The sequence below is a fragment of the Streptomyces sp. NPDC012474 genome, assembly GCF_042955185.1.
Taxonomy (GTDB): domain Bacteria; phylum Actinomycetota; class Actinomycetes; order Streptomycetales; family Streptomycetaceae; genus Streptomyces; species Streptomyces cahuitamycinicus.
The window spans coordinates 1-23,366 of the sequence record NZ_JBIBEP010000008.1; the positions used below are offsets into that span (position 1 = coordinate 1).

15 protein-coding genes, 1 tRNA gene and 3 pseudogenes are annotated in these 23,366 nt (G+C 70.7%); 11 read left to right on the plus strand and 8 right to left on the minus strand.

Annotated elements, in window-relative coordinates; genetic code table 11:
* Positions 1-91: 91 nt before the first annotated feature.
* Positions 92-1,093: an NAD-dependent epimerase/dehydratase family protein gene (locus ACFY9S_RS18800; protein ID WP_391129609.1), complete on the minus strand. Its 1,002-nt coding sequence runs from the start codon at positions 1,091-1,093 to the stop codon at positions 92-94.
* Between the two features lie 223 nt (positions 1,094-1,316).
* On the opposite strand from ACFY9S_RS18800, the gene ACFY9S_RS18805 reads away from it, so the two are divergent.
* A complete protein-coding gene (locus ACFY9S_RS18805; RefSeq protein WP_391129612.1) occupies positions 1,317-2,693 on the plus strand; it encodes a DUF1996 domain-containing protein in 1,377 nt (458 codons plus the stop codon).
* Between the two features lie 4 nt (positions 2,694-2,697).
* Here ACFY9S_RS18805 and ACFY9S_RS18810 read toward each other — a convergent pair.
* The 3 genes and pseudogenes from ACFY9S_RS18810 to ACFY9S_RS18820 form a co-directional block, all read right to left on the minus strand.
* Positions 2,698-2,856: pseudogene (locus ACFY9S_RS18810) on the minus strand (MarR family transcriptional regulator); the annotation flags it as partial.
* A 10-nt stretch (positions 2,857-2,866) separates the two neighbouring features.
* A complete protein-coding gene (locus tag ACFY9S_RS18815) occupies positions 2,867-3,436 on the minus strand; it encodes an isochorismatase family protein (protein ID WP_391129615.1) in 570 nt (189 codons plus the stop codon).
* Positions 3,437-3,620: 184 nt separating this feature from the next.
* A complete protein-coding gene (locus ACFY9S_RS18820) occupies positions 3,621-4,085 on the minus strand; it encodes a hypothetical protein (protein ID WP_391129618.1) in 465 nt (154 codons plus the stop codon).
* Positions 4,086-4,525: 440 nt separating this feature from the next.
* On the opposite strand from ACFY9S_RS18820, the gene ACFY9S_RS18825 reads away from it, so the two are divergent.
* The 9 genes and pseudogenes from ACFY9S_RS18825 to ACFY9S_RS18865 form a co-directional block, all read left to right on the plus strand.
* A complete protein-coding gene (locus tag ACFY9S_RS18825) occupies positions 4,526-5,758 on the plus strand; it encodes an alpha/beta hydrolase (protein ID WP_391129620.1) in 1,233 nt (410 codons plus the stop codon).
* A gap of 37 nt (positions 5,759-5,795) precedes the next feature.
* Positions 5,796-6,827 (plus strand): trypsin-like peptidase domain-containing protein, encoded by a 1,032-nt coding sequence (locus ACFY9S_RS18830; protein WP_391129622.1) that lies wholly within the window; start codon positions 5,796-5,798, stop codon positions 6,825-6,827.
* Positions 6,828-6,831: 4 nt separating this feature from the next.
* Entirely contained in the window at positions 6,832-7,926 is a 1,095-nt protein-coding gene (locus ACFY9S_RS18835) for an effector-associated domain EAD1-containing protein (RefSeq protein WP_391129624.1), read from the plus strand.
* Complete coding sequence (locus ACFY9S_RS18840; RefSeq protein ID WP_391129627.1) at positions 7,919-12,322, plus strand: AAA family ATPase; 4,404 nt, start codon at positions 7,919-7,921, stop codon at positions 12,320-12,322. Before ACFY9S_RS18835 ends, ACFY9S_RS18840 begins: the two co-directional genes overlap by 8 nt.
* Before the next feature lie 25 nt (positions 12,323-12,347).
* Positions 12,348-14,846, plus strand: coding sequence for a CHAT domain-containing protein (locus tag ACFY9S_RS18845; protein WP_391129629.1), 2,499 nt, complete (start codon positions 12,348-12,350; stop codon positions 14,844-14,846).
* A 77-nt stretch (positions 14,847-14,923) separates the two neighbouring features.
* Positions 14,924-16,096, plus strand: a complete 1,173-nt coding sequence (locus ACFY9S_RS18850) for a hypothetical protein (protein ID WP_391129632.1) — start codon at positions 14,924-14,926, stop codon at positions 16,094-16,096.
* Positions 16,093-16,866 (plus strand): annotated as a pseudogene (locus ACFY9S_RS18855) (caspase domain-containing protein); the annotation flags it as partial. The gene ACFY9S_RS18850 and the pseudogene ACFY9S_RS18855, both read left to right, overlap by 4 nt.
* 1,212 nt (positions 16,867-18,078) lie before the next feature.
* Positions 18,079-19,194: a DNA glycosylase AlkZ-like family protein gene (locus tag ACFY9S_RS18860; protein ID WP_391130390.1), complete on the plus strand. Its 1,116-nt coding sequence runs from the start codon at positions 18,079-18,081 to the stop codon at positions 19,192-19,194.
* Positions 19,195-19,385 (plus strand): annotated as a pseudogene (locus ACFY9S_RS18865) (transposase); the annotation flags it as partial. It lies immediately after the preceding gene.
* Positions 19,386-19,439: 54 nt separating this feature from the next.
* Here the strand turns inward: ACFY9S_RS18865 and ACFY9S_RS18870 are convergent.
* The 3 genes from ACFY9S_RS18870 to ACFY9S_RS18880 form a co-directional block, all read right to left on the minus strand.
* Positions 19,440-19,889, minus strand: coding sequence for an Ig-like domain repeat protein (locus ACFY9S_RS18870; RefSeq protein WP_391130393.1), 450 nt, complete (start codon positions 19,887-19,889; stop codon positions 19,440-19,442).
* Positions 19,890-20,166: 277 nt separating this feature from the next.
* Complete coding sequence (locus tag ACFY9S_RS18875; RefSeq protein WP_391129634.1) at positions 20,167-21,183, minus strand: IPT/TIG domain-containing protein; 1,017 nt, start codon at positions 21,181-21,183, stop codon at positions 20,167-20,169.
* 216 nt (positions 21,184-21,399) lie between these two features.
* Positions 21,400-22,146, minus strand: a complete 747-nt coding sequence (locus ACFY9S_RS18880) for an IPT/TIG domain-containing protein (protein ID WP_391129637.1) — start codon at positions 22,144-22,146, stop codon at positions 21,400-21,402.
* A gap of 689 nt (positions 22,147-22,835) precedes the next feature.
* Here ACFY9S_RS18880 and ACFY9S_RS18885 point away from each other — a divergent pair.
* Positions 22,836-22,910, plus strand: a tRNA-Leu gene (locus ACFY9S_RS18885).
* A 15-nt stretch (positions 22,911-22,925) separates the two neighbouring features.
* Here ACFY9S_RS18885 and ACFY9S_RS18890 read toward each other — a convergent pair.
* On the minus strand, positions 22,926-23,366 hold a 441-nt coding region (locus ACFY9S_RS18890), incomplete at its 5' end, for a helix-turn-helix domain-containing protein (protein WP_391129641.1).

Genomic DNA, 23,366 nt, shown 5'->3' on the forward strand with positions numbered 1-23,366 from the left:
CGAGCCCACTCGTCATCAGAAAGATCACCCCGCCCCACACCGGATAGAACGACCGGCCGACAGGCGGGTTACCTGACCCATCGGACAGGCCCTAGGCGCCCCGCATCCCCGCCCGCGCGAACTCCGTCATGCCCTCCTCGAAGCCGACCGCCGGCTTCCACCCCAACTCCGCCCGCAGCCGCGAGGAGTCCGCGGTGATGTGGCGGACGTCCCCGAGCCGGTACTCACCCGTGACGACCGGCTCGGGCCCGCCGTACGCGGCGGCCAGCGCCCGCGCCATCGCGCCGACGGTGTTCGGGGTACCGCTGCCGGTGTTGTACACGGTGAGCGCCCCCGGGGCGACCGCCGCCTCCAGCGCCACGGCGTTCGCCGCCGCCACGTCCCGGACGTGCACGAAGTCCCTGCGCTGACGCCCGTCCTCGAACACCCGCGGAGCCTCGCCCCGAGCGAGCGCCGAGCGGAAGAAGGAGGCGACACCGGCGTAGGGGGTGTCCCGGGGCATGCCCGGCCCGTACACGTTGTGATAGCGCAGTGACACCGCCGACCCGCCGGTACAGCGGGCCCATGCGGCGGCCAGATGCTCCTGGGCGAGCTTGGTCGACGCGTACACGTTCCGCGGATCGGCCGGGGCGTCCTCGCGGACCAGCCCGGGGGAGAGGTCCTCCCCGCAGACCGGGCACGGAGGCTCGAACCGGCCCGCGCCGAGCGCGGCCACGGCCCGCGGCCCGGGCCTCACCACCCCGTGGCGCGCACACGTGTACCGTCCCTCGCCGTAGACGACCATCGATCCGGCGAGCACCAGGGCCGGTACGCCCGCCTCCGCCATGGCCGCGAGCAGCACGGCCGTCCCCAGGTCGTTGTGTGCGACGTAGTCCGCCGCGTCGGCGACCCCGTCGCCGAGCCCGACCATCGCGGCCTGGTGGCACACGGCGTCCACACCGGCCAGGGCGCGGCCCACCGCCGCGGGGTCCCGCACGTCTACCGCGGGATCCTCCCGCACGTCGAACACGATCGCCTCGTGCCCCCGCTCCCGCAGGGTGGCGACCACATGGGACCCGATGAACCCGGCACCGCCGGTGACCAGTACGCGCATACGGGCACGCTAAGCGCCGGCCACCGCCGCCTGACGGGAGCGCGGCCGTACGTCATGACTCCGTAAGACAACCCCGTGCACCGCTGACCGGCGAGCCCGGAGCGGCGCGCCAGGTCTTACGCGACAGTGACGCCCGGCCGGAACCAGTGGCCCTTCCTCGTCACATTGGCCACGGTGGTCACACCTGACACACCGACACACCTGACAGATGCGGAAGGCCACCATGAACCAGGGACACAGGCGCAACCGGAAGCGCCGTAACGCGATCGTCCTGGTCGCCGGGCTGGCCGCGGGCGGTGTCGGACTCACGCTGGTCAACATGCAGGCCAACGCGACCGACGCCCCGCGTGCCACCACCCGCGCGGCCTCACCCATCTCCTGCCCCTCCGTGGCCGACCGGCTGCCGGACGTGCCCCGGCAGGCGCGTGCGGAGGTCGATCGCAATCTGCGCCTGCTGGAATCGCAGATCACCGAGGCCGGAAACCGGCTGGCCACCACGCGGGGCCAGGGCGGTGCGGACTTCGTGCGGAACGCCATCCTCGGCCCCCTCAAGGACAAGCGGACCGCCACCGTCGACCGCATCGCCATCGCGATCAGCCGCACGGGCGCACCCCGGCCACAGGGCCTGGGCAACCTGGCCGCGTGCACGCTGGCCGGCGCAGGCCAGGGGCAGCAGGGGCAGGGAGCGAGCCCGTCTCCGGCCGCCGGCAACGGCCCGGTGCTCGAGGACTTCGTGGACATCACCAAGGTCACCCCCAACGTGCCGGCCCGGCCACGCAACAACCGCAACGCCTCCAAGGGCGCCTTCAAGACCCGCTGCGGTGTCAACGCGGAAGGCCGGCACAACTCCGACAACGTGATCGTCGCTCCGGGGGTGGGCAACGGAGCCCACCACACCCACGACTACGTCGGCGCCATCGGCGTCGACGCCTTCACGACCGACGACACCCTCGCCGCGGCCCGCACCACGTGCACCAACGGCGACCGGTCGACCTACTACTGGCCGGTGCTGCGCGACCGCGGCGGAGTCGAGGAGGCGGACGCGGGCAAGCCCGGCGGCGGAGCCGAGGGCAACGTCGGCAAGATCCTCACCCCCACGTCCGTGAGCCTCACCTTCGTCGGCAGCCCCACCACCAAGGTGGTCGCCATGCCGCGCTTCCTGCGCATCATCACCGGTGACGCGAAGGCCAACGCGAACGGCGGCGCCAACGCCAACGCGGCCTGGTCGTGCACCGGCTTCGAGAACCGAGTCCAGCTCAAGGACAAGTACCCGGTCTGCCCGGCCGGCAGCGAGCTGGTCCGCACCGAGCGCTTCCAGAGCTGCTGGGACGGCAGGAACACCGACAGTGCCAACCACCGCAGCCATGTCGCCTTCGCCGACGCCCGGGGCAGGTGCCCGGCCGGATTCAAGGCGGTCCCGCAGCTCGTCCAGCGCCTCACCTACAGCGGTCTGGCCGGCAGCAGGGCCTTCGCGGTGGACAGCTTCCCCGAGTCGCTGCACAAGCCCATCACCGACCACGGGGACTTCATCAACGCGATGCCCCAGCGGCTGATGAAGCAGGCCGTCGGCTGCATCAACTCCGGCCGCCGCTGCGGCTGAGTCCGCCGAGTCCGTTGTCTGGGGAGACCCACAACCGCTTGATCTCCGCGGGCGCCCCGGCCGCCAGCTCGAGCCCGGCGCAGCCCACCGGCTCGCCGTGCAACCGGGCGACGACGAACAGGCCGCGCGGCGCCCGCAGTTCGTCCGGGTCGGGCAGCAGGCTGCGGCCGGTCTCAGGCGTCGCGGGGCCCGAACCCGGTCTCCTTCGCCGTGGTGATCCGGGCGCCCATGTTGCGCTCCATCATCTCCAGGGCCGCCGACGCCAGGTGCGGATGGATGGAGGCGACGGCGTCCTTCGGCACCGTCACCTCCAGATGGCGGATGTGCGCGTCCAGCGCGGAGTAGAGGACACACTGCTCGGTGACCTGGCCGGTCAGGACCACGTGCCCGACCCCCAGGCTCCACAGGAGGTAGGACAGGGGCGTCTCGAAGAAGACCGAGTGGCGTGCCTTCACGACGAAGAGCGACCGGTCGTCGGGCCGGATCGGCTCGATCAGGTGGGCGTGCGGCTGGGACAGGGCCGCGTCCAGCAGCTCCCCGTGGTGCGAGCGCCACCGTCCGAAGTTGTCGTTCACGTAGATCACGGGAACGTCCGCCTCGCGGGCCCGGCCGAGCAGCTCGGTCAGGACGGGCACGATCCCTTCCACGGACGGCACGAGGAGCTCGGCGTCCTCGTGGTCGTAGGTGTTGATCATGTCGATCACGATCAGAGCCGACCGCGCCGGGTGCGCGTCTGGTTCCATGCCCTCCACCGCCCCTCCCGTGCCGTCACGCATGGGGTGCGGTGATCTGTGGCGAAGGTGGACGTCGGAGCATCGGATCTCCCGAGTGGAGCGGGTGGTGCGGGTTCCGGGAATGTGCTGCTGAGTACCCGGGGGTGCGGCGGGTCTAACAACCCGCTCGGGTGTCGGTCACATGAAGCCGCGCTCATGCCACCCGAGGGCTGCCGGCGTGCGCAGGTGTGCTGAGAGCCTGCTCCAGCGCGGCGATGTCCGGGACGTCCTTCGGCCGTCGGAGCCGGCGCTTGTAGGCGAGCACGTGCCGAAGCTGGACGAAGCGGATTCCGGCGACCACGTCAGCCTCGTCGATCAGGTCGTCCGTAGAGACATCCGGTGGGAACCAGACGCTGAACACTTCTATTCTGCCGCCCCAGAAGGCAGCCACAGGGTCTCCACCGATCTTGGAGACACCGAGGTCACCGTCCCCGCAGGCCTTCTGCCAGGCAGGCCCCCGGGCGACGATATCGAGGTCCCCGAGCGACCTCCTGAGTCCATGCGCCAGCATGGGGCCGCTCCCGAACACCGCGCAGTGATCCGGGTCGAGTTCCAGTGACAGCAAACGCTGCACCAACGGATGTGCCCGGATGTGCGTCTGCTTGGCTGCGTCGCTCATCGGATCTCCCCGCTTCTCGCCCACGGGTGTCACCCGCGGGGTGCGTCCGGACAAGGTCGCCCGAGACGACTCTGTCCTGCTGACCTGCGGTGGAATATCCGAGCGGCTACTCAAGCCCGGTGAGGCCGGGTACTCAGGGGCAGCCGGCGGCGCAGCCGGCTGCGATGGCGGCCCGCCGGAACCCGCAGGGCGGGCGGAACAACCGAACGCCTTCGCACCGTGGCCACAACGCGGTTCCGCACCTGCGCACTTGTCCTCCGAGGCGGCCATCGCGCGCCTTATGATGCCCAGGGGGCCGTGAGTCATCATCCGGTCCGCGTACCGGGAGTCTTCTCGGAGTCATGGGGGGCAACGTGGAGGACTGGGGGCCACTCGTTCCCGCGGTCGCGCAAGTGTGGCCGAGAGCAGCGGAGTTCGTGCACGGGGCCGACCTCGAACGCTTGGCGTCACATGTTCTGACGGCGTTGAGGGCGCTGGACGCCGTACAGCATGACTCCGCCGCCGGCGGCACGGAGGAGACGCCCGCGCCCGAGACGTGTGAGGCCATCAACTCGGCGGCGCGCGAAGTGGCCTTGGCGTTCGAAGCCCACGCTCCGCTCGGAGCCGTGCTGGCTGCCGAGTTCGACGCCCTTGCGGCCCGCCAGGAGCGGTTCGGCCCCGCCGCCCCACCGCCGCACTGGGTCGCCTGGCAGCGTTCACTGCTGGTTCCGGTGCTGTACGCCACGGACCGCGCGCTCGACGAGAAGCGGACCGGCTTCGGTGCGGGGCGCGGTGAACTGACGTACGGGGAAGCCCGGGTGGGAATCCCCGACGATCACCGTATGGGCGCCGCGGAGAAGTCCCGTGTGTGGAGGCTGCGCTTCCGTGACGATCCGGCCAGGGTCGCGACACTCGGCGCCGTGGCGACGTCCACCGCCCAGGAGTTCACCGAGCTGACCCGCAAACGGCTCGCGGAGTGCGACGTGAACCAGGCACTGCTGTTCGTCCACGGCTACAACGTCACGTTCCGCGACGCCGCGATCCGCGCGGCCCAGATCGCCTACGACCTGAACTTCACCGGTGTCCCCCTGCTCTACAGCTGGCCGTCGAAAGGCACGGTCGGTGGCTACGTCGCGGACGAGAACTCCGTGAACCGCGCGGTGCCGTACTTCCAGGAATTCCTGCGCCGGATTCTGACCGGGACGAACGTGAGCGAGGTGCATGTGCTGGCTCACAGCATGGGTAACCGGCTGCTCACCGAAGCGCTCGCCGACTTCGACACCACGAGCCTGCCCGAGGACTCCGGCCGGCTCGGCCAGGTGGTCTTCGCCGCGCCCGACGTCGACGCCGAGGTGTTCCGCCGGCGCCTTCCCCGCATCGCCGGGCAGGCGGCCGGTTGCACCCTCTACGCATCGTCCGTCGACCGTGCCCTGGCCGCCTCCCGCACCATGGCGGCCGCACCGCGCGCCGGTCAGGCCGGCGCCGGGATCGTCGTGGCCCCGGGGCTCGACACCATCGACGCCGGCGCTCTCGACACCGGACTGATGGGCCACTCGTACGTGGGCGACCACACGTCCGTCCTCGCCGACGTCTACGGCCTGCTGCGGCAGGCACTCCCGCCGTCCCGGCGCTTCGGGCTGGTGTCCGTGCCGCACGCCGACGGCTCCTACTGGTCCTTCCAGCCGCAGAAGTGACGCCTGCCGACCGCCCGCCCGCAGCAAGGTGACAGCGATGACGCATTTCCTCGACCGCCTTCCCTTCGAATGGAGCGCCCCGGGAGCCCAGGAACTCCAGGAACTGCTCGTCTCCGTCTACGACGAGCCGATGGCCGTGAAGGCCATGGCGAAGAAGGCGGGCGTAGTGACCTGGGACGTGGACTGGCGGCAGCCGGTGTACGGCGTCTGGTTCGACCTCATCCCCGCCGCCCGCAACCAGGGCAAACTGAGGACACTGCTCTCAGCGATCGAGAGCGGGCCGGATCTCGCTGTGGCGGAGCGTCTGAAGGAACTGATCGGCGACAGGCCGGTTCTCGAGGCACCCGCGGCGGATCCTCCGCCGGGCACCTGGAAGGACTTCTCCGACCCGGACCCCCTGGAACGGCGGATCTTCAGCACCAACACCTTCCAGGACGTGGCGTTCCTGCGCCGGGGAACCGAACAGGCGACGGCGGTGTGCCGACTGCTGGTCACCGACGACCGCGGCCGCCGCTACCACGGCACGGCGTTCCGGGTGAGCCCGGATCTGCTGTTGACCAACCATCACGTCCTGTTCGGCGGTGGCGTCCGACCGGACCGGGTGGAGGCGTGGTTCGGCTACGAACAGGACCTCGACGGCCGCGACCTGGAGCACGTGAGCGTCGCCTGCGATCCCGGCTCCGTGGTCGGTGACGAAACGGACGACTGGGCCGTCATCAAGGCGGTCGGACCCCTGCCCGACGAGGCGGTCGTGATCGAGTTGCCCGAGCGGGTCACCCTGGAGGTGGGCGACCGCGTCTGCATCGTCCAGCACCCGAACGGCGGAGTGAAGAAACTCGCCGCGCGGCACAACGTCGTTCGCCACGTGGACGACGAGATGGTGCAGTACTGGACCGACACGGACCGGGGCTCGTCGGGCTCGCCCGTCTTCGACGAGCGGTGGCGGCTCGTCGCCCTGCACCGCCGCTGGGCCCGGATCGGCCCGCTCAGCGCACCGGCGGAGTACCGCAATGAGGGCGTCAGGATCGAGCGGGTCGCAGCGGGCATGGCGAACGCGGGGCTGAGGTGACGCAGTGGCGCTCCTGCTCGACCAGACCGTCTTCGCGTTCGACGACGCGCAAGCCCGAGAACTCCTGGACGTGCTGCTGAAGGTCCACGACAGAGAGACTGCCGTCCGGCAGTTCGTCGCGGCCGCCGGTCTTCTCCCCGCAGCCGTCGAATGGCGAGGACCCCTGACCGACATCTGGCCGCGCGTGCTGGAACACGCGGCCTCCGCACGCAAGTTGCGGGCACTGATCCAAGTCGTCGCGCAGCATCCCAGCAGTGCCGAGTACGACATCTTCAAGGTGCTCCTGTCCCAGGAACCGCCCGCGGGGGAGGCCGACCCCTGCGCGGCGCTGCTGGTGGGCGGCGGACGGACGAGGGCGTTCATCGACCGGAGCGAACTGCGTGCGACGCTGCGCGAGATGCTCGACGCCCCCGGCGGCCGGGTACTGATCGTCGACGGTGACCGCAGGTGTGGCAAGACCTGGACCTGGTTCCTGCTCTGCCACGTCCTCGGCAATCGCAGGATCACCCCGTACAAGATCGATCTGTCCGCGTACGTGCCGCCCGTCGAGGTGAGTGACATCGCCGCCGCGCTCACCGACCAGCTCGGCTGGGACCTGGGCCACGGTGACCCCTTCGCATCCGAAGCCACCCACGTCAGACGGCTGGTGAACGTGGCGAAGCGGCACATGCGCGCCCTGAACGAGGACCACTGGCTCGTCTTCGACGGCATGATCGGGACGGCGCTGACCCCAGCGGCCCTGCGGATGGTGGAGGGCCTCGCGGAAGCGGTGGTCGACGGGGAGACCGGCGACCGTCTGAACATGGTCCTCATCGCCTACGACGGACGGCTCCAGCCGTCCGCAGATCCGTATGTGTGGCGCACGCACCTGGGCCCGATCGGTGTGGAACACCTCCATGAGTTCTTCTGCTCGATCGCGGCGAGCGCCGGAGCGCGGATCGACCCGGCCGTCGCCGATCTCCTCGTGAAGGAGGTGCTGCGCGAGGCCACCGGCGGCGATCACGACCCCGGCCTGCCCCTGCCCCTCGAACGGATCTCCCATGTGGCCGCGCTCCGCGGCCGGCAGCTCTACCAGATGTACGGAGGAACAGGTGGCTGAGTCCTCACCCTGGAAGCAGGTCACCGAGGCCGACGTCCTGAACCTGCTGCGCGCGGCCCCCTCCACCGGTGCCCTGCCCGGCGCCGATGACGTGGAACCGCGGCGGTGGGCGCTGCGGGAGAAGACGGCGCTGGTGAGCGCCTTCGACGCGGCCGAGCTGGAGGAAGACGGGCCTGACGACCCCGCGGCGGAAACAACCGTGCGGGAGTTCCTCTCGCACGACTGTGAGCGGGTAGGCACCCGTCAGGGCCGACGCTGGCGACTGCTTCCGGCCGTGCGCACAGCGGCGTTGGAGCGACTGGGCACCCCTGACCGCCTGCTGGCGGCTCTGCGCTCCGGGGCCGGGGCGGGGCAGGACGCCGCGCGGGACTGCGCGGAAAGGCTCCTGACGGGCACCGCGCGGCCGCTCGACGGGCTGCGTCTGGAAGAGCTCCACGCCGCCCTCACCGTCGTCGGCTGGCTCGACGACGCGCCGCGCGCCCGCGCCGCTCTGGCCGAACGATCCCTCACCCTGCCCGGTACACAGGACATCAGCCGGCACATCGAACTGGCGAGACTGTTCCAGCCGTTGGACGCATTGGCCGATGCCACCTTCTGCGGCCGTGAGCGTGAACTGGAGGAACTGGCCCGGCATGTCCGATCCGGCGCGGCCGGCCCACCGGGACGGCCCCCCTGGCTGCTGATCCACGGCCCCGGCGGCGTGGGCAAGTCCACCCTCGTCGCCCGTTTCGTGCTGGACAGCGTCACGCGGGCCCGGCCGTCGCACGGGCGGCTCTACGCGTATCTCGCACTCGATCGCACCGACCTGGTGCCGGAGCAGCCGCTCACGGTGCTGGGCGAGATGCTGCGGCAGCTGCGGATACTGGCACCCGCACTGGACGGGCCCGCGGTGCCCGAGCTTCAGAGAGCCGTGCGCACCACCCTGCAGGCGGACAGCAGGGCGGAGGGCGAGCTGCGGGGTACCAGAGGTCCGAGAACGGGACGCCGGAGCGACGAGACGGCCCTCGTCGCCCGGTTCGCCAAGCTGGTGGCCGGGGCTCTGCAACCCGCAAACCAGCCGGTCCTGCTGGTTCTGGACACCTTCGAACAGGCCCAGCGGAAGGGGGAGTTCGCCCTGGCCCGGCTGCTGGACTTCCTCGACGTCCTGCAGGACGCCTGTCCATGGTTGCGGATCATCGCCGCGGGCCGTGCACCGGTCGATGACGGACGGTTCGCGCACGTGCCGCTGGAGGGCTTCGATCCCGCCACCGCGGAAAGCTACGTGCGCCGGCTGCTGCCCGGCGGTGGCCGGGAGTACGAGGCCGCTCTGCGGACCGTCATCCGGACGGTCGGATCCGACCCGCTCAGTCTGAAACTGGCCGCCGACCTCTTCCGCAGGGAGGGGCCACAAGCTCTGCGCGACGCGTCGCTGCGCCGCCAAGTGCAGCTGCGACTCCAGCCGGAGGAGCGCCAGGGCGTCCTCTACCGGCGCATCCTCGACCACCTGGAGGATCCGGGGCTGCGACGCATCGCCAGCCCCGGGCTCACCGTCCGCCGTGTCACCCCGGACGTCATCCGCTACGTGCTGGCCGGACCGTGCGGTCTGGGGGAGGTCGACGAGCGACGCGCCCGAACCCTGTTCTGGCGGCTCAGGGACGAGGCGGCTCTGGTCGAGGAGGCACCGGGGCGGGAGGCCGTCGTCCACCGCGCCGATGTGCGCCGCGTGATGCTGCCGATGCTGAGAGGCGAGGGGCACGCCCTCGTCCGACGCATTCACCGCAAGGCGGTCGCCTACTACGCGGACCTGGCCGAGCAGGACCCCGTCAACGCCGTCGAGCACCGGGCGGAGGAGCTCTACCACCGGCTGTGCCTGGGGCATTCGGCCAAGACACTGGATCGCAGGTGGCTGAGCGAAGCCGGCCCGCTGCTCGACTCCGCCCTCGAAGAACTGCCCGTGCGCGGCCGGATCTACGTCTCCGAGCGGCTCGGCATCACCGTCGCCCCCGGCCTGCTGCGCCAGGCCGACGACGAGACCTGGGCACGGCAGGCGCTACGCGCCGGCACCGCATGTCTGGCCGACGGCAGGGCCGAGGAGACCCTGCTCCTGTTGGACGAACGTCCGGACCACGTGGTTCAGGACGTCGAGCTGGCCGCACTGCGCATCCGTGCGCTGGCCGCGCTGGGCCGGATGGTGGAGGCGCGCGAGCTGGTCGAGCCGGTGCTCGAACTGGCCTCCCGTCTCTCCGACGCCCGGGGCTTCGTGGAGATCGCCGTGAGTGGCGCCCGTATCGACGAGGACCTCGGACACTTCGAGGCCGCGCGGGCTCTGCTGCGCCAGGCGCGCCGGGCGGCCGAGCCCCCTGGGCTCGGGGAGGTGCCTCCACTGAGCGTCGCCGTGGCCGAACTGCGCCTGTACCGCCGGGGGGACCGCGCGGACACCGTGGAAGCGCGGCGGCTGCGCGAAGAGGTGGTGGAGCGTGTCTCCCGACTCGGCCAACGCGAGCGGGCCCGGCATCCCGCGCTCGTCCGTGAACTCGCCGCGGAGGTGGGCGACCATGTGCCGGAGCTGGTGTCACAGGCCGCCCGTCTGCTCGGAGTCGATGTCCAGGGCGCTGCCGGACAGATCCTGCGGACGTCGCTCAGCGACGACGACGTACGAGACCTCGCCGAGGCGACACGGGCGGCGAAGCGGAAACCGGCTGCCCGGGGGGAGGACGACGCCGAGGCGGAAACCCGGCAGGAGGAGAGCTCCTCGACCTGGCTGGCCGTCCACAACAGCACCGTCCGCGGTGAGGTCGTCGGCGATTACATCGACAGCCGCGCCGAGCGGCAACCGTCCTGGATCCACTCCCTCGTGAACACCTATCAGTACGAGGTCGACCAGACTTCGTACACCAGGAGCAGCGCCGGCAGCCGACCAGGCTCGGCGATCCCGGTGCCCGCGGCCGGCTTGGACGCGGTGGTCGTGGTTCCCGGATTCATGGGCAGCGTTCTGGAGGACACCGAGTCCGGCAGGCGTCTGTGGGGACACGAGTCCCGGACGGGGCTGATCGACGCATGGTGGCGGAACGGAGTCCGGGCCCTTGAGCTCACGGCGGACGAACGCGCGGGCGACCTCCGGCGGGTCCGTCCCGTCGGTCTCCTGAGTACGCCCGCCTGGGCGCCCCTGCTCGGCGGCCTGGAGCCCTATGTCCGCCTGCTGCGGACCGTCACGAACTCCGTCGCCCACCCCGATGCCGTACTGGAGTTCCCCTACGACTGGCGCCTGTCCGCCGCACACAACGCGGCCCTCCTGACGCGGGCGGCCACCCGCCACCTGGAGCGCTGGCGAGCCCATCCGGAGGTCGCCCGGACGGGCAGCGGAGCACGGCACGGGCCACAGGAACCCCGGCTGGTGTTCGTCGCCCACTCCACGGGTGGACTCGTCGTCCGCGCGGCGATGGCCCGTGGCCTCGCCGAGGTCACTCGGCAGCTCCTGTGCCTGGGGACGCCCTTCCACGGTGTCCCCAAAGCCCTGGAGGCGCTGAGCCCCTACCGCGACTCCGGCCCGGGGGCGGTGCCTTCCCTGCGGATGGGGCAGGTCATGCGGACGCTCCCCGGCTTCTACGACCTGCTGCCCGACCAGCGTTGCATCGAGCACCGGGACGGGGAGGTGCGGCGCCTTGAGCTCGACGACATCGCATGGCTGGGCGGTGACACAGCGCTCGCCGGGGATGCGATGCGCACCCGCCACGACTCGGACGCGGCTTCTGTGGCCTCACCTGTCCGGGCCGTGGTGGGCAGCGGTCAGCCCACGGTGCAGAGCGTCCACCTCAGGGCCGACGGTACGGTCCACCCACTGCTGAGCTCGGTGCGGATGCACAACGACGGGGAGCCCCTACGGGATCGGCACGGCAACCTCAGCCGGTGGGACTTCGGCGGTGACGGTGTGGTGCCCTGCCTGTCCGCGAGCTCGCCGACGCGCGCGGACGTCTTCGTCCCTGTCCAGTACGGCGCGTTGACGACGCACCGCACTGTCCTGGACTGGGTGAGGGCCATGTTGCTGCAAGAGCACGTGACCGAGGCCGACCCCGGCCCGTCCGGACGCGGCCTTACGCGAGCCCTGCCGGACGACGGGGGCATCGGGCTGCCCTCGTCCGATCGGTACGAGCTTTCCCTGTTTCTGCCCGACGTCGTGGAGGCGGGGCGCCGCTGCGGCGTCCAGGTGCGCGGTGCCAGGGCGCAGGCTCGTGTCCGGTGCAGCCCGGTCGACGGTTCCCTTCAGTCGGTCGCCGTCGTGGCACGGCAGTACGACGACGGGGATGTCGTCGCCGAGGTGATTCTTCCGGCGCCAGGGCTGTACCGGGTCGAGGTGGAGGAGGGCACCCGGTCCGCAAGCCGGGTCGTCCTCGCCGTGGACTCGCAGGACAGCGACTGACCGGAGTGCCCTTTCGGCACAGGTGATGCGGCGGGAGGAATCGAGTCGGTACCCTCGTCCCTCTCGCCACCCGCCCGACCCCGGACAGCAGGAGCGCGCCCTGGACGATCGTGCGCCGTCGGCCGCCGCCCAGGCCGTCCATGCGCTGCTCACCGAGACGTTCGACGGCCCGCTTCCGTTCCTCGCCGCCGTCGAGCGACGGCCGGAGCTCCTGACCGAGGAGGCCGAGGCGGTGCTCGACCGGCTCGTCGCGGGCGCGGCGGCACGGGAGCTGGGCGATCCGGAGTACAGAGGCGTGCGGCTCAGCCTCGAACGCGTACGCAGAAGTCTCCGGGATTGCCGCGCCCACGGCGTCGCGGCGGTGCGCGCTCAGCTGGCTTCCGGAGTGGGCGCCGACCCGGAGAGCGAGGCGATGCAGGCCATGCTGAAGTGGGCGGGGCTGCGGGATCCGGCGGAGCTGAGCACCGACCCGGCCATGATCGCCTGGCGGGAGGCGGCCGTCCTGGAGGCGCTGGGACGCACCGAGGAGGCGGTCGCTCATCTTCAGCGCGCGGTCCGGGCCCTGCGTGAGCGACGTGCGTACGGTATGGAGGGCGAGGTCGAATTCCAGCTGTGGGCACTCGTGCGGGGCGACCGTGCCACCGGTGACGTCGACGCGGCCCTGCGCCACGCGGAGTCGGCGGAGGCCGCGTTCCGGAAGGCGGGCTCCGCAGGCGGATTGCGTCGGGCACTCACCGTCCTGGCCATCGACGCGGACATGCCGACAGCCGAGGTGGACGGCAGGTCCGAGTTCTATCTGGACCGGCTGGCCGAGGTGGACGCCGACTACGGAGCCTGGTTCCGTTCCTATGTCCGCGGCGCCAGGCTTCTGTGGTCCGCCTCCGCAGAGGCGGCCGAGGCACTGCGCTGGTGCATGGACTCCGTGCACCTGCTCAGTGACGATGCCGGGACACAGGCGCACTGGCGCAACGAATGTGCCCGCAAACTGGCCGTCGTCGACCCGAGCACACCGGTCGCCGACGCGTCGCCCAGGAGCGCCAACGACCAGTTCGTCGCCGCATTGCGCGCGCTCGACGCGCAAGCCGGTGATGATGTCGTGGCCGCCCGACTGCATCAGGCCGTCCGTATCGCCGAGGAAGACCGGCGCCACGTCCGCTCGGCCGCGACGCAACGCAGCCGGTCCTCGGCACTGGGCGCGATCTACCTCGCGGCCGCGGAGAGCGCCCAACGCGCCGGACGCCCGGTCGAGGCGCTCGACACCCTGGAGCGCAACACCAGCCGCAGCCTACTCGGGCTGCTGACGTTGAACAGGCTCTGGGCCGACGCCGGGACGCCGCCTTCATCGATGTCGGCACCGTACAAACAGCAGGCGGTCCGCTACCTCACCCAGTCCGCTGCCGACGCGGGAACGGGCGCGTCCCAAGAGCAGTTGGAGACGTCGCTGCATCGACTGCGCAGGGCGATGTCGGACGACGACGCGTACGTCCTCACGACGGCTCTTCCGCCCTACCCCCGGTTCGCGCCGGCCTCGGTGGCCGCGCTGGCCGAGCGCCTTCCCCGCGACGGCATCGTCCTCGTGTACGCGCCGATCGGCCAGATCTACGGCATCACTCGCGACGGGGTCGACGACGTCGCGGCGTACGACGTCCAGGCCACGGAGCGCCTCTGCACCGAATACCACCGGCTCGCGACGTCCCCGGAATCCCGCGACGACTGCTCCGCCCTCGCGACGGTGTCGGGCGCCCTCGTCGCGGCCTGCGTCGACCCCGTCCGGAACGTCGTCGCGGATCGGCGGCGCATCGTGATCGTGCCGTCCGGCGCACTGTGGTCCGTACCGCTGGCCGTGCTCGGTCCGTCGCCACTGAGCGCCGGTCGCGCCGTCTCGTACGTACCGAGCCTCTCGGTGCTGCTGGCCATGCTGGAGCGGCCGCGTCCCAGGCGCCGCGTCGAACGGTTCGTGGGCGTCGGTGATCCGGACGGCAGCCTGCCGCACGCGGCGGCGGAGCTCGTCCACGCCGCCTCGGGCTTCTACGACCGAACGGTCCAGACCGGTTCCCGTATCGACGTCTCCACGCTGCTCGCCGATCTGCCGGAGGCGGATGTCGTCCACTTCGCCTGCCACGGCATCACGTTCGACGGATATCCGGATCTGTCCGCCCTGCACATCAGCGGCACAGGCGCCGATCGTCATCTGCTCTGGGCGCCGGACCTGGTGCGGCTGCAGCTGCGCGCCCGGCTGATCGTGCTGGCCGCCTGCCACTCGGGGCTGTCCCGGGCGCTCCCGGGCAACGAGTACGCCGGCCTGCCCGGCGTACTCCTCGCCTCCGGGGCGAGATCGGTGATCGGTCCTCTGTGGCAGGTCGACGACCAGGTCACAGCCACGCTGATGCACCACTTCTACAGCGGTCTGCCCCGGCTCGGCCCGGCGGCGGCCCTCCACCGTGCGCAGCAGGTCGTACGCTCCAGACCGGAAACCGCCCACCCCTACTACTGGGCGGCGTTCCAGCCGTTCGGGCTGCTGTGAGCGAGACTGCCCGGCCGGACCGGGACCTCGCGCCGCCCTCGGCCCCCTCCCCGCAGGCACCCCCTCCCGACGGCCTGATGTTAGGCATCGACATCGAGGAGCTGTACTTCGACTTCGGCGAGGGGCATCGATACCTCAAGTTGATCGCCGGGGTGGGCCAGGGGTCGCGCCTGCACGAGGACAAGGCCATACGGGTCCGCAACACGATGTGGTCGCTGCCCGCCCTGTCGGCTCTGGTCCCGCGTCTCAACGACCTGCTCGGGCAGGAGCACGAGGAACCGGCCGCGGCGGTGGACCCCGAACTCGAGCGCTCTTTCGACCGTCTGATGGCGGACGTCCGGAAGGCGCTGCCGGGTGATGCCGCGTCCTGGTATGACACCGGCGTCTTCCTGGCCCGTTTCTCCCTCTGCGTCAACATTGTCGTGGAGCCGCCGGTGGAACTGCCGGGCACCGACTTCGAGGCTACGTACCGAAAGGAACTCGCACGCGTCGTTCCTCACTTGGCACAAGTGCTTCTGGGGCTCGCCTCCCGGACGGCCTGGCTGCGGGCGTCGCCGCCGCTCCGCGGACAACTCGCCTCCCTGCTCCGGCAACTCGCCGCCTGGGACAGCGGCTCCGCGGACTGGTGCCGGACGGCGCGCGCACGTACGGACCGGCTCTTCGCCGCCCTGGGCATGACCCACTCCGAGACCTCCCTGCTGCACGCGGTGAGCGCGGCCGCGGCCCATCTCGGGCAGACAGCGGACGAGCTCACGACCGACGAGTCCGAGCCCGACATGGAGTCGGAGTTCTGGTGCCGGGAGACCGAGCTGATGAAGGCGCTTCTGGCGGGCGAGGCCGAGGCCGCCGAGGACGGACTGCGCACCCTGGTGCAGACCGGCCGCAGAACACTGGGTTCACGTCACCCGTTCGTCCTCCTGGCTCAATCAGACCTCTGCCTGGCCCTGCACGCGCTGGGGCGGGTGCCCCTGTGCGTCGATCTGGCCTACGACACCGCTGACGAGGCCCGCCTTCACTTCGGGCACCGTCACGCGGTGACCGCGACGGTCTCCAGGACCACCTGGTGGCTCCTGCACCTGACAGGGCGCGCGGACGAGGCCGCGGAGTTCAAGGAGGCCCGGCTGGCCTGGCTGCTTGCGGCCGACCCCGACGAACTTCCACCGGAGCTCGCCCAGCTCCCCGGAACACTCACCGATCCGACGGTGCGAGAAGCTGCGACACCACCGGAACCAGGGGAGCAGACATCGTGAGCGCATCACCGGCTCCTGCCGGTGCCCGCCGGGCACTGGTCATCGCCAGTCAGACGGGCGCCCTGACCGGCTGCCACAACGACGCCGAGCTCGTGGCGGATCTCTTGGCTGAGCGCGGGTTCGACGTGAACCAGCTGCGGGAGGCGAGGGCGACGCGCACCGGCATTCTCGGCGCGTACGAAGATCTCATCCGGGTGACGAAGCAGGGTGACAGCGTCGTGGTCTTCTACGCCGGCCACGGCAGCCGCTCGACCACCTCGACTCCCGGAACACCCGGTGAGTTGCGGTTCATCCTGCCGACGGACGTGGCTCGGACCGACGCGGACGACTTCCGCGGAATCCTCGCGGAGGAACTGAGCGCTCTGCAATGGCGCCTGACGCTGCGCACACCCGACGTGACCACCCTCCTGGACTGTTGCTTCAGCGCCCGCATGGCGCGCGAGGCGGTTCACGACCGGATGCGGGTCCGCGGGTGGGAGGCCACATGGCCGAAGGCCGCTGTCGCCCGCCGCTGGGCCGTCGCCGGGGCGGAGTTCAGGCGGTTGCGTGACGAGCACCCCCAGGCGGACTGGTTCGACGCCAACCCGCACGCCGTACGACTCGTCGCGTGCGGCTCGCACCAGCGCGCCCACGAGGACTACTCGTTCGACTTCGGCGGGTCGCACGGCCTGTTCACCGCCGCACTGATCGCGGCGCTGCGGGCGGACCCGCACACGACCTGGCAGTCGGTCATGGACCGCGTCCGTCACCAGGTCCTCGCCATGAATCCGCTCCAGCGGCCCGAGGCGGAAGGGCCCGTCGACCGGATCCCCTTCACGCTCGACGTACGCCGAACCGAGCAGCCCCACCCGGTACGGACGGACCCGGGCACCGGCCAGGCGTGGCTCGACGGTGCGCGGCTCCACGGGATCAGGCCCGGGGACCAGTTCCTGCTCTCCCGCGCGGGACTCGCTCCCGACGCGTCGGTCGCGCCGGTCGTGCGGGTCACCCATCTGATCACGGACGCAGCCCTGCTGGACTCGGCCGACGGCCGACCGGTACCGGACGGTTCCATGGCCCACCCGTGGCGCAGTGCCGGCCGTGATCTCGACGTGCGGGTCACCGCGGTCGAGGGGGCCTCCACGGAACCGGTCGTCGCCGGTCTCGCAGGGCTGCCCGGCATCGGCGTGCGGTCCGACGCCGCCGAGCACCCGACCGACATCGCCACCGTGGCCCTCGCCGACTCCACGTACATGCTGTACGACACCACGGGCCTGCCGCTCTACCGGACCCGCCGCGCCCTGGACCCGGGTGGTCTCGCCGAACTCCGCGGCCACGTCCGGGACCTCGCCGCTTCGCTACGGCTGCGGAGCCTGGGTGACGGTGTCGACGAACTGCCGGCACCGGTCGACTTCTCGGTGTCCGCCGAGTCGGGCTGCGTCACGGACGGCGCGGTGCTGCATCTGACCGACCGGTTGTGGGTGAGCGTCGCGCATGCCGGTACCGGCGGGGAGACCGTCCATGCCAACGTCCTCGACGTGGGAGTCGCGGGCCGCATCACCGTCCTGAACCAGGCGGAGCCTGCCGGGATCACGCTCGACCCGGCAGAACGACGCGCTCTGGGCGAGGAGCCCGGGGGCCACGCTCCGGGTATGCCCTTCCTGTGGCCGGCGGGCGTGCCCGTCGAGTCCGCACGCTACGAGACCCTGATCGCGGTCTTCTCCGACTCCCCGCAGGACCTGCGGGGGCTCACCCGCGCGGGAGTCGGTGTCCGCGGCGGTTCACCGGTGTCCGAGGCACTCGCCCGCCTGGTCAGGACCGGAACCCGCGAGATCGGCGGACGGCTCGGATCCGTCCGGTACGCGATCCGGCGGGTCACCTTCCTTCTGTGCCCGTGCGGCCCGGCCTGTTCCCGTACCGCGGAGCACCAGCGGGCTTCTTCATCCGACGCCGCCCGCAGTCGCGGCCAGATCCTGTCCGCAAGCCCCGCTACCGTGCCTCACATGACGAACACCAAGCGGAGCGTCACCGGCACGGCACCCCTGCTCGGCACGCGTGCCCTGAACCGCGCGACCCTCGACCGCCAGCTGCTCCTGCGCCCCGCCCGGCTGTCCGTCGCTGCGGCCGTCGAGCATCTGCTCGGGCTCCAGGCGCAGAACGTCAAGCCGCCGTACTACGCGCTCGCCGCGCGCCTCGACGGGTTCACCCCCGAGGCGCTGTCCCGGCTGATGGCGGACCGCGAGGCCGTCCGGATCGTCACGATGCGCTCCACCATCCACACCCACACCGCGGACGACTGCCTCACCCTGCGGCCGCTGGTGCAGCCCGCCCGGGACCGGGAGCTCGTCACCTTCCGCAAGGGACTCGCCGGAGTCGACCTGGACCGGCTCACCGGGCTCGCCCGCGACCTCGTCGAGGCCGAGCCCCGCACCATGGGGCAGCTGCGCGAGGCACTGCTCCGGGAATGGCCCGACGCCGATCCGCAGGCCCTGGCCGTCGCGGCCCGCTGCCGCCTCCCGCTCGTGCAGGTGACGCCGCGCGGCCTGTGGGGGCAGAGCGGGCAGGTCAGGCTCACGACCGCCGAGCACTGGCTCGGCCGGCCCACGCGACCGGCCGCCACGCCCGACGCGGCCGTCCTGCGCTACCTCGCCGCCTTCGGCCCGGCCTCCGTGCGGGACATGCAGGCCTGGGCCGGAATGACCCGGCTGCGCGACGCCTTCGAACGCCTCCGCCCACAGCTCGTGACCTTCCGGGACGAGACCGGCGTCGAACTCTTCGACCTCCCGGACGCCCCCCGCCCCGACCCGGAGACCCCCGCGCCGCCGCGCTTCCTCCCCGAGTTCGACAACCTGCTGCTCTCGCACGCCGACCGCACCCGCGTCGTCCCGCCCGAGCACCGGGGCCGTTCGTGGCAGGGGAACCTGGCCCACCGCACGCTCCTCGTCGACGGCTTCCTCGCGGGCCTGTGGCGGCTGGAGGAGGACGCCCTCGTGATCGAGCCCTTCGAACGCCTCACCCGGACCCGGCAGGACGAGGTCACCGCCGAGGGGGAGCGGATGCTGCGGGTCATGCACCCGGGGTCGTCGTACGACATCCGGTTCGGCGTCGTACGGGCCTAGGCCGATCTGCCGCACCTGCATGCCTTCACCCAAGGGCTGGAGCGAGACCTCGACGCCGTGATCGCCGCGTTCACACTCCGCTACAGCAACGGCCCCACCGAGGGCATCAACACCAAGACCAAGCGGATCGCGCGCCAGATGCACGGACGAGCAGGCTTCACCCTGCTTCGCACCGCATCCTCCTCGGATAGCGACACGTTCCGTCACCACCGAATGTGAGACAGGGCCGTTGATTGACAGACCCCTCAGTGCTGCAAGCGCTTCTCCTTCATGGTCTTGTGCTTGTAGACGTTGACGGTGTTGTTGAAGTCGCTGACAGAGAAGTTGATCAGCCCGTTGCAGAGAAGGAGACATCCGCCGGGGGTGGGGCCTGGCGGCGGGGCAGACGTGATCTGGACGGTCGTGGTGTTGCTGGAGGCATCGCACTCTGCGTTGCCGTTGTAGGCGGCGGTGATGCCGTGGGAACCGGTGGTGGCGAACGTGGCGGTGTAGCTGGCCTGGCCGTTCGCATTGACCGGTACGGTGTCGAGCAGGGTGCTGCCGTCGAAGAACGTCACGCCGAGCCCGCCGGTGGGATCGGCGGGACAGTCGACCGTGGCTGTCAGTTGCACTGGTGCACCCACCTCAGCGGACTGTGGAACGGCAGTCACTGTGGTGCTGGACGCTACGGCCCAGGCGGGCGAGGCAAGGCCCATTACGGCTGCCAGGGCTGTGGCGACGACCCATCGCCCTCTGCGTGGTGCGATCCTCACTGGTTCGGCTCCATGTATTCGCCGGCCCCGCGGACTGCGGATGCCGTGGCAGCTTCACGCTAGGGGGGTCTCTGTTGCCGTTCTGGAAGGAGCGCCCACTAGTAACCTGGTTGGATCAGTCGCATGAGCCGCTCGTCGGACAAGCGAGTGTGGGAGCGGTTCAAAGGGCCGTGCGTACGCGGTGTGTGCGGCGGCTCCTTCGGCCCGGGGCATCTTGGTGTCAGATACCGGGCGGGGCGTTGCGGGTGTAGGTCAGCCCTGGGCTGGTGCCGCCCGCTGTGGTGACCGTCACGGTGACCGAACCTGCCGCTCCTGCGGGTGCGACCGCCGTGATCTGCGTGTCCGACACGACGGTGAACGGGGCGGCCGTAGCTCCGAAGACGACTGCCGAGGCGGTGGACAGGTTCGTGCCGATCAGGGTGACTACGGTGCCCGCGGATGTCGGACCGTTGGTGGGCGCCAGTGCTGTCAGGGTGGGAGTGGCGGCGTAGGAGAAGGCGACGGGGTTGCTTGTGCCGCCTGGGGTGATCACTGTGATCGGTGAACTGCCCGTGCCGGGCGGGGCGACGGCTGCGATCTGCGTCGCTGATACCACGGTGAATGAGACGGCGTTGATGCTGCCGAATCGCACGTTACCGGCGTTGAGCAGGTTGCTCCCGGTCAGCGTGACCATCGTGCCTCCGGCCGCCGGTCCCTGGGCGGGTTCAGCACTGCTGAGGACGGGAGGCGCCGCGTAGAAGAAGAAGGCGTCCGGGGCGCTGGTGCCTCCCGGTGTCGTGACGGTCACGACGGCGGCCCCGGCACTTCCGGCGGGCGTCACGGCGGTGATCTGGGTGGCCGAGTTCACGGTGAATGACATCGCCGGGGCCCCGGCGAAGGTGACCGTGGTGGCTCCGGTGAACCCGGTTCCATTGAGGGTGACACTGGTGCCGCCCGACGTCGGGCCGTTGCTGGGCGTCACCCCAGTGACCACCGGTACCTGAGCCGTCACGTAGGTGAACGTCACCGGGTTGCTGTTGCCGGTTGGGTGGAGGACGGTCACCGCCGTGGCTCCTGCGGCACGGGGCGGGCTCACTGCGGTGATCTGCGTGGCCGAGTTGACGGTGAAGGAGGTGGCGTTGGTGCTGCCGAACCGTACGGCTGTGGACCCGGTCATGCCGGTGCCGGTGAGGGTGACGGTAGTGCCCCCGGTGGTAGGCCCCTGCGAGGGGTTGATGGTACTGATCGTGGGCGGCATGAGGATGCTCCTATGGCAGCCGGGGCGAAGCCTGGTACGACGGGCATACCGGTCGGGGCCCGCGGGACGCCGTGTCGGGCTTTGGCACATCAGAGCCGTCTGTCCGCTGGGGATCATGCGGTCGGACGGCGTAGAGGGCGGAAACCCGCCGTTCGTGAAGTGACAGCCGAGGGAAGCTGCCGCCAGGCGAGGACCGGGCGGCAGCTTGGTCGAGGGTCAGATACCGGGACCGGCGACGTACGTGTACGCGCCGACCGCTGTGTCGGAGCCGGCCGGGTTGGTCACCACCACGTCAACCGCGCCGGCGGTGCCAGGCGGGGTCACCGCCGAGACCGTGGTGGAGTTCACCACGGAAAACGGTGCCGGGGTGCCGTCGAAGGTGACCGACTCGGTGGAGCCCAGGTTGGTGCCGGTGATGGTCACGCCAGTACCGCCGGACACCGGTCCGGAGGTCGGCGCGACGGTGGTCACGGTGGGGACGTCCACGTAGGTGTAGGACAGACCGTTGTTCGTCCCGCCTGCGGTGGTCACGCTCACACCGACCGGGCCGGCCGCCGCGCCCGCCGGCACGGTGACGGTCAGCTGGGTGTCGGAGACGACCGTCGGGGTGGCGGTGTTGGCGCCGAAGGACACACCCGTGGCCGTCGCCAGCCCAACACCGTTGATCGTGACCGTGTTGCCGCCCGCCAGAGTGCCGGACGTCGGCCCGAGCGAGGACTTGAACGGAGCACCGACGTAGAAGAACGGGATGGGGTTGCTCGTGCCGCCCGGAGTGGTCACGGTCACCCCGACGCTGCCGGCGCCTGACGGCGATGAGGCCGTGACCTGGGTCGGCGAGACGTTGGTGACGTTGGTGGCCGGCTTGCTGCCGAAGTGGACGGCGGTGGTGCCGGAGAGGTTGGTTCCAGTGATGGTTACCGGCGTGCCACCGCCGGTGGATCCCTGGTTCGGAGAGATGGGCATGGACGACTCCTCGCTCACAGGACAAGGACAGAGGACACAACGAAGCCTGGGGACCACAGGGGCGTCGTCCGCGGAAGACCCTCGCGGAGGACCGACATCTGAATTGCGCCACCGGGCCGATGGAGTTCAGTCGTCGGTGCACAGAGAAAGAACCGGCAGACGCCGCCCTTGACGTGATCCCCGGTTATGGGATGGGCGGCCCACCGGTTCGCTACCTCAAGTAGCCCACAAGAAGAGGACTCTGACAAGGGGTCAGTCACGGAAAAGTTGGCTGGCTGAGCTTGGCCGCAGCGAGCGCTTGTGTGCCACCGGCTTGCGCGCCTGTCGGCAGGCCCAAACACACCAGTCGGCGCCGAGCAAGCGGCGCCGACTGGCTATCCAACCCCTCCCGGGATGCCCATCGTGCCCCGGATGAGCTGCTCCCTCCCCACGTGTGAAGGGAGCAGTCAGGGCCGGCGTCACGCTTCCCGAGGGGTACGGGCTGCCCAACGGTTGGAATACGCCCAGTAATGCAGGACCCCGGCATATGCGACAAGTCCTAGAGCTCCCCATCACCCGATCGGAGCAGTCAGCCGAGTCGCCGATCGAATGACGCCGTCGCCATCGACACACCAGTCCGCCGGCGGCTTGAGGCCGGCAGCTGTATCGCCTGTTCGCCGCCGTGGGTGAGGACTATGATCACCAGCAAGGCGGGGTCGTAGCACAGAGGTAGTGCGCCGCGACAACATCTCGGAGGACGTCGGTTCGAATCCGACCGCCCCGCCCCTTCTAGTGGCTTGTCATGCAGCCTTGGCCGGGTAATCGGTCCATGAACGGGTCGGTGAGTTGGGCGCGAAGGTGGTCTTCGGCTCGGCACGGGCAAAGCGCCGGCGGACGTAGGCGGCGATGGCCGCGAACTCGGCTTCGATCCAGGAGCCGTGGGTTGGCAGGAAGACCAGCACCTGGTCACTGATCGTCTTGGGGCGTCCCCCGCTCCATTTCGGGTCCAGTGCGTCGAACCCCCGCTCGTTGAAGGCGTGGATGACATCGCGAACGTAGTCCTCGCCAACCTGTATCAGCTTGGTGATGTCCTTGACCGTCTGCCCCTGAGCGGCCATCAGACAGTCTGATGGCCGCCGAGCAGCGGGGCGATTACCCGGCCAAGGTTGCGTGACGAGCCGCTGACGAGCCTGTCCCGGCATGGAGAGGGGGCGTTGCGGGCCGCTCGTGGAGGCCCGCAA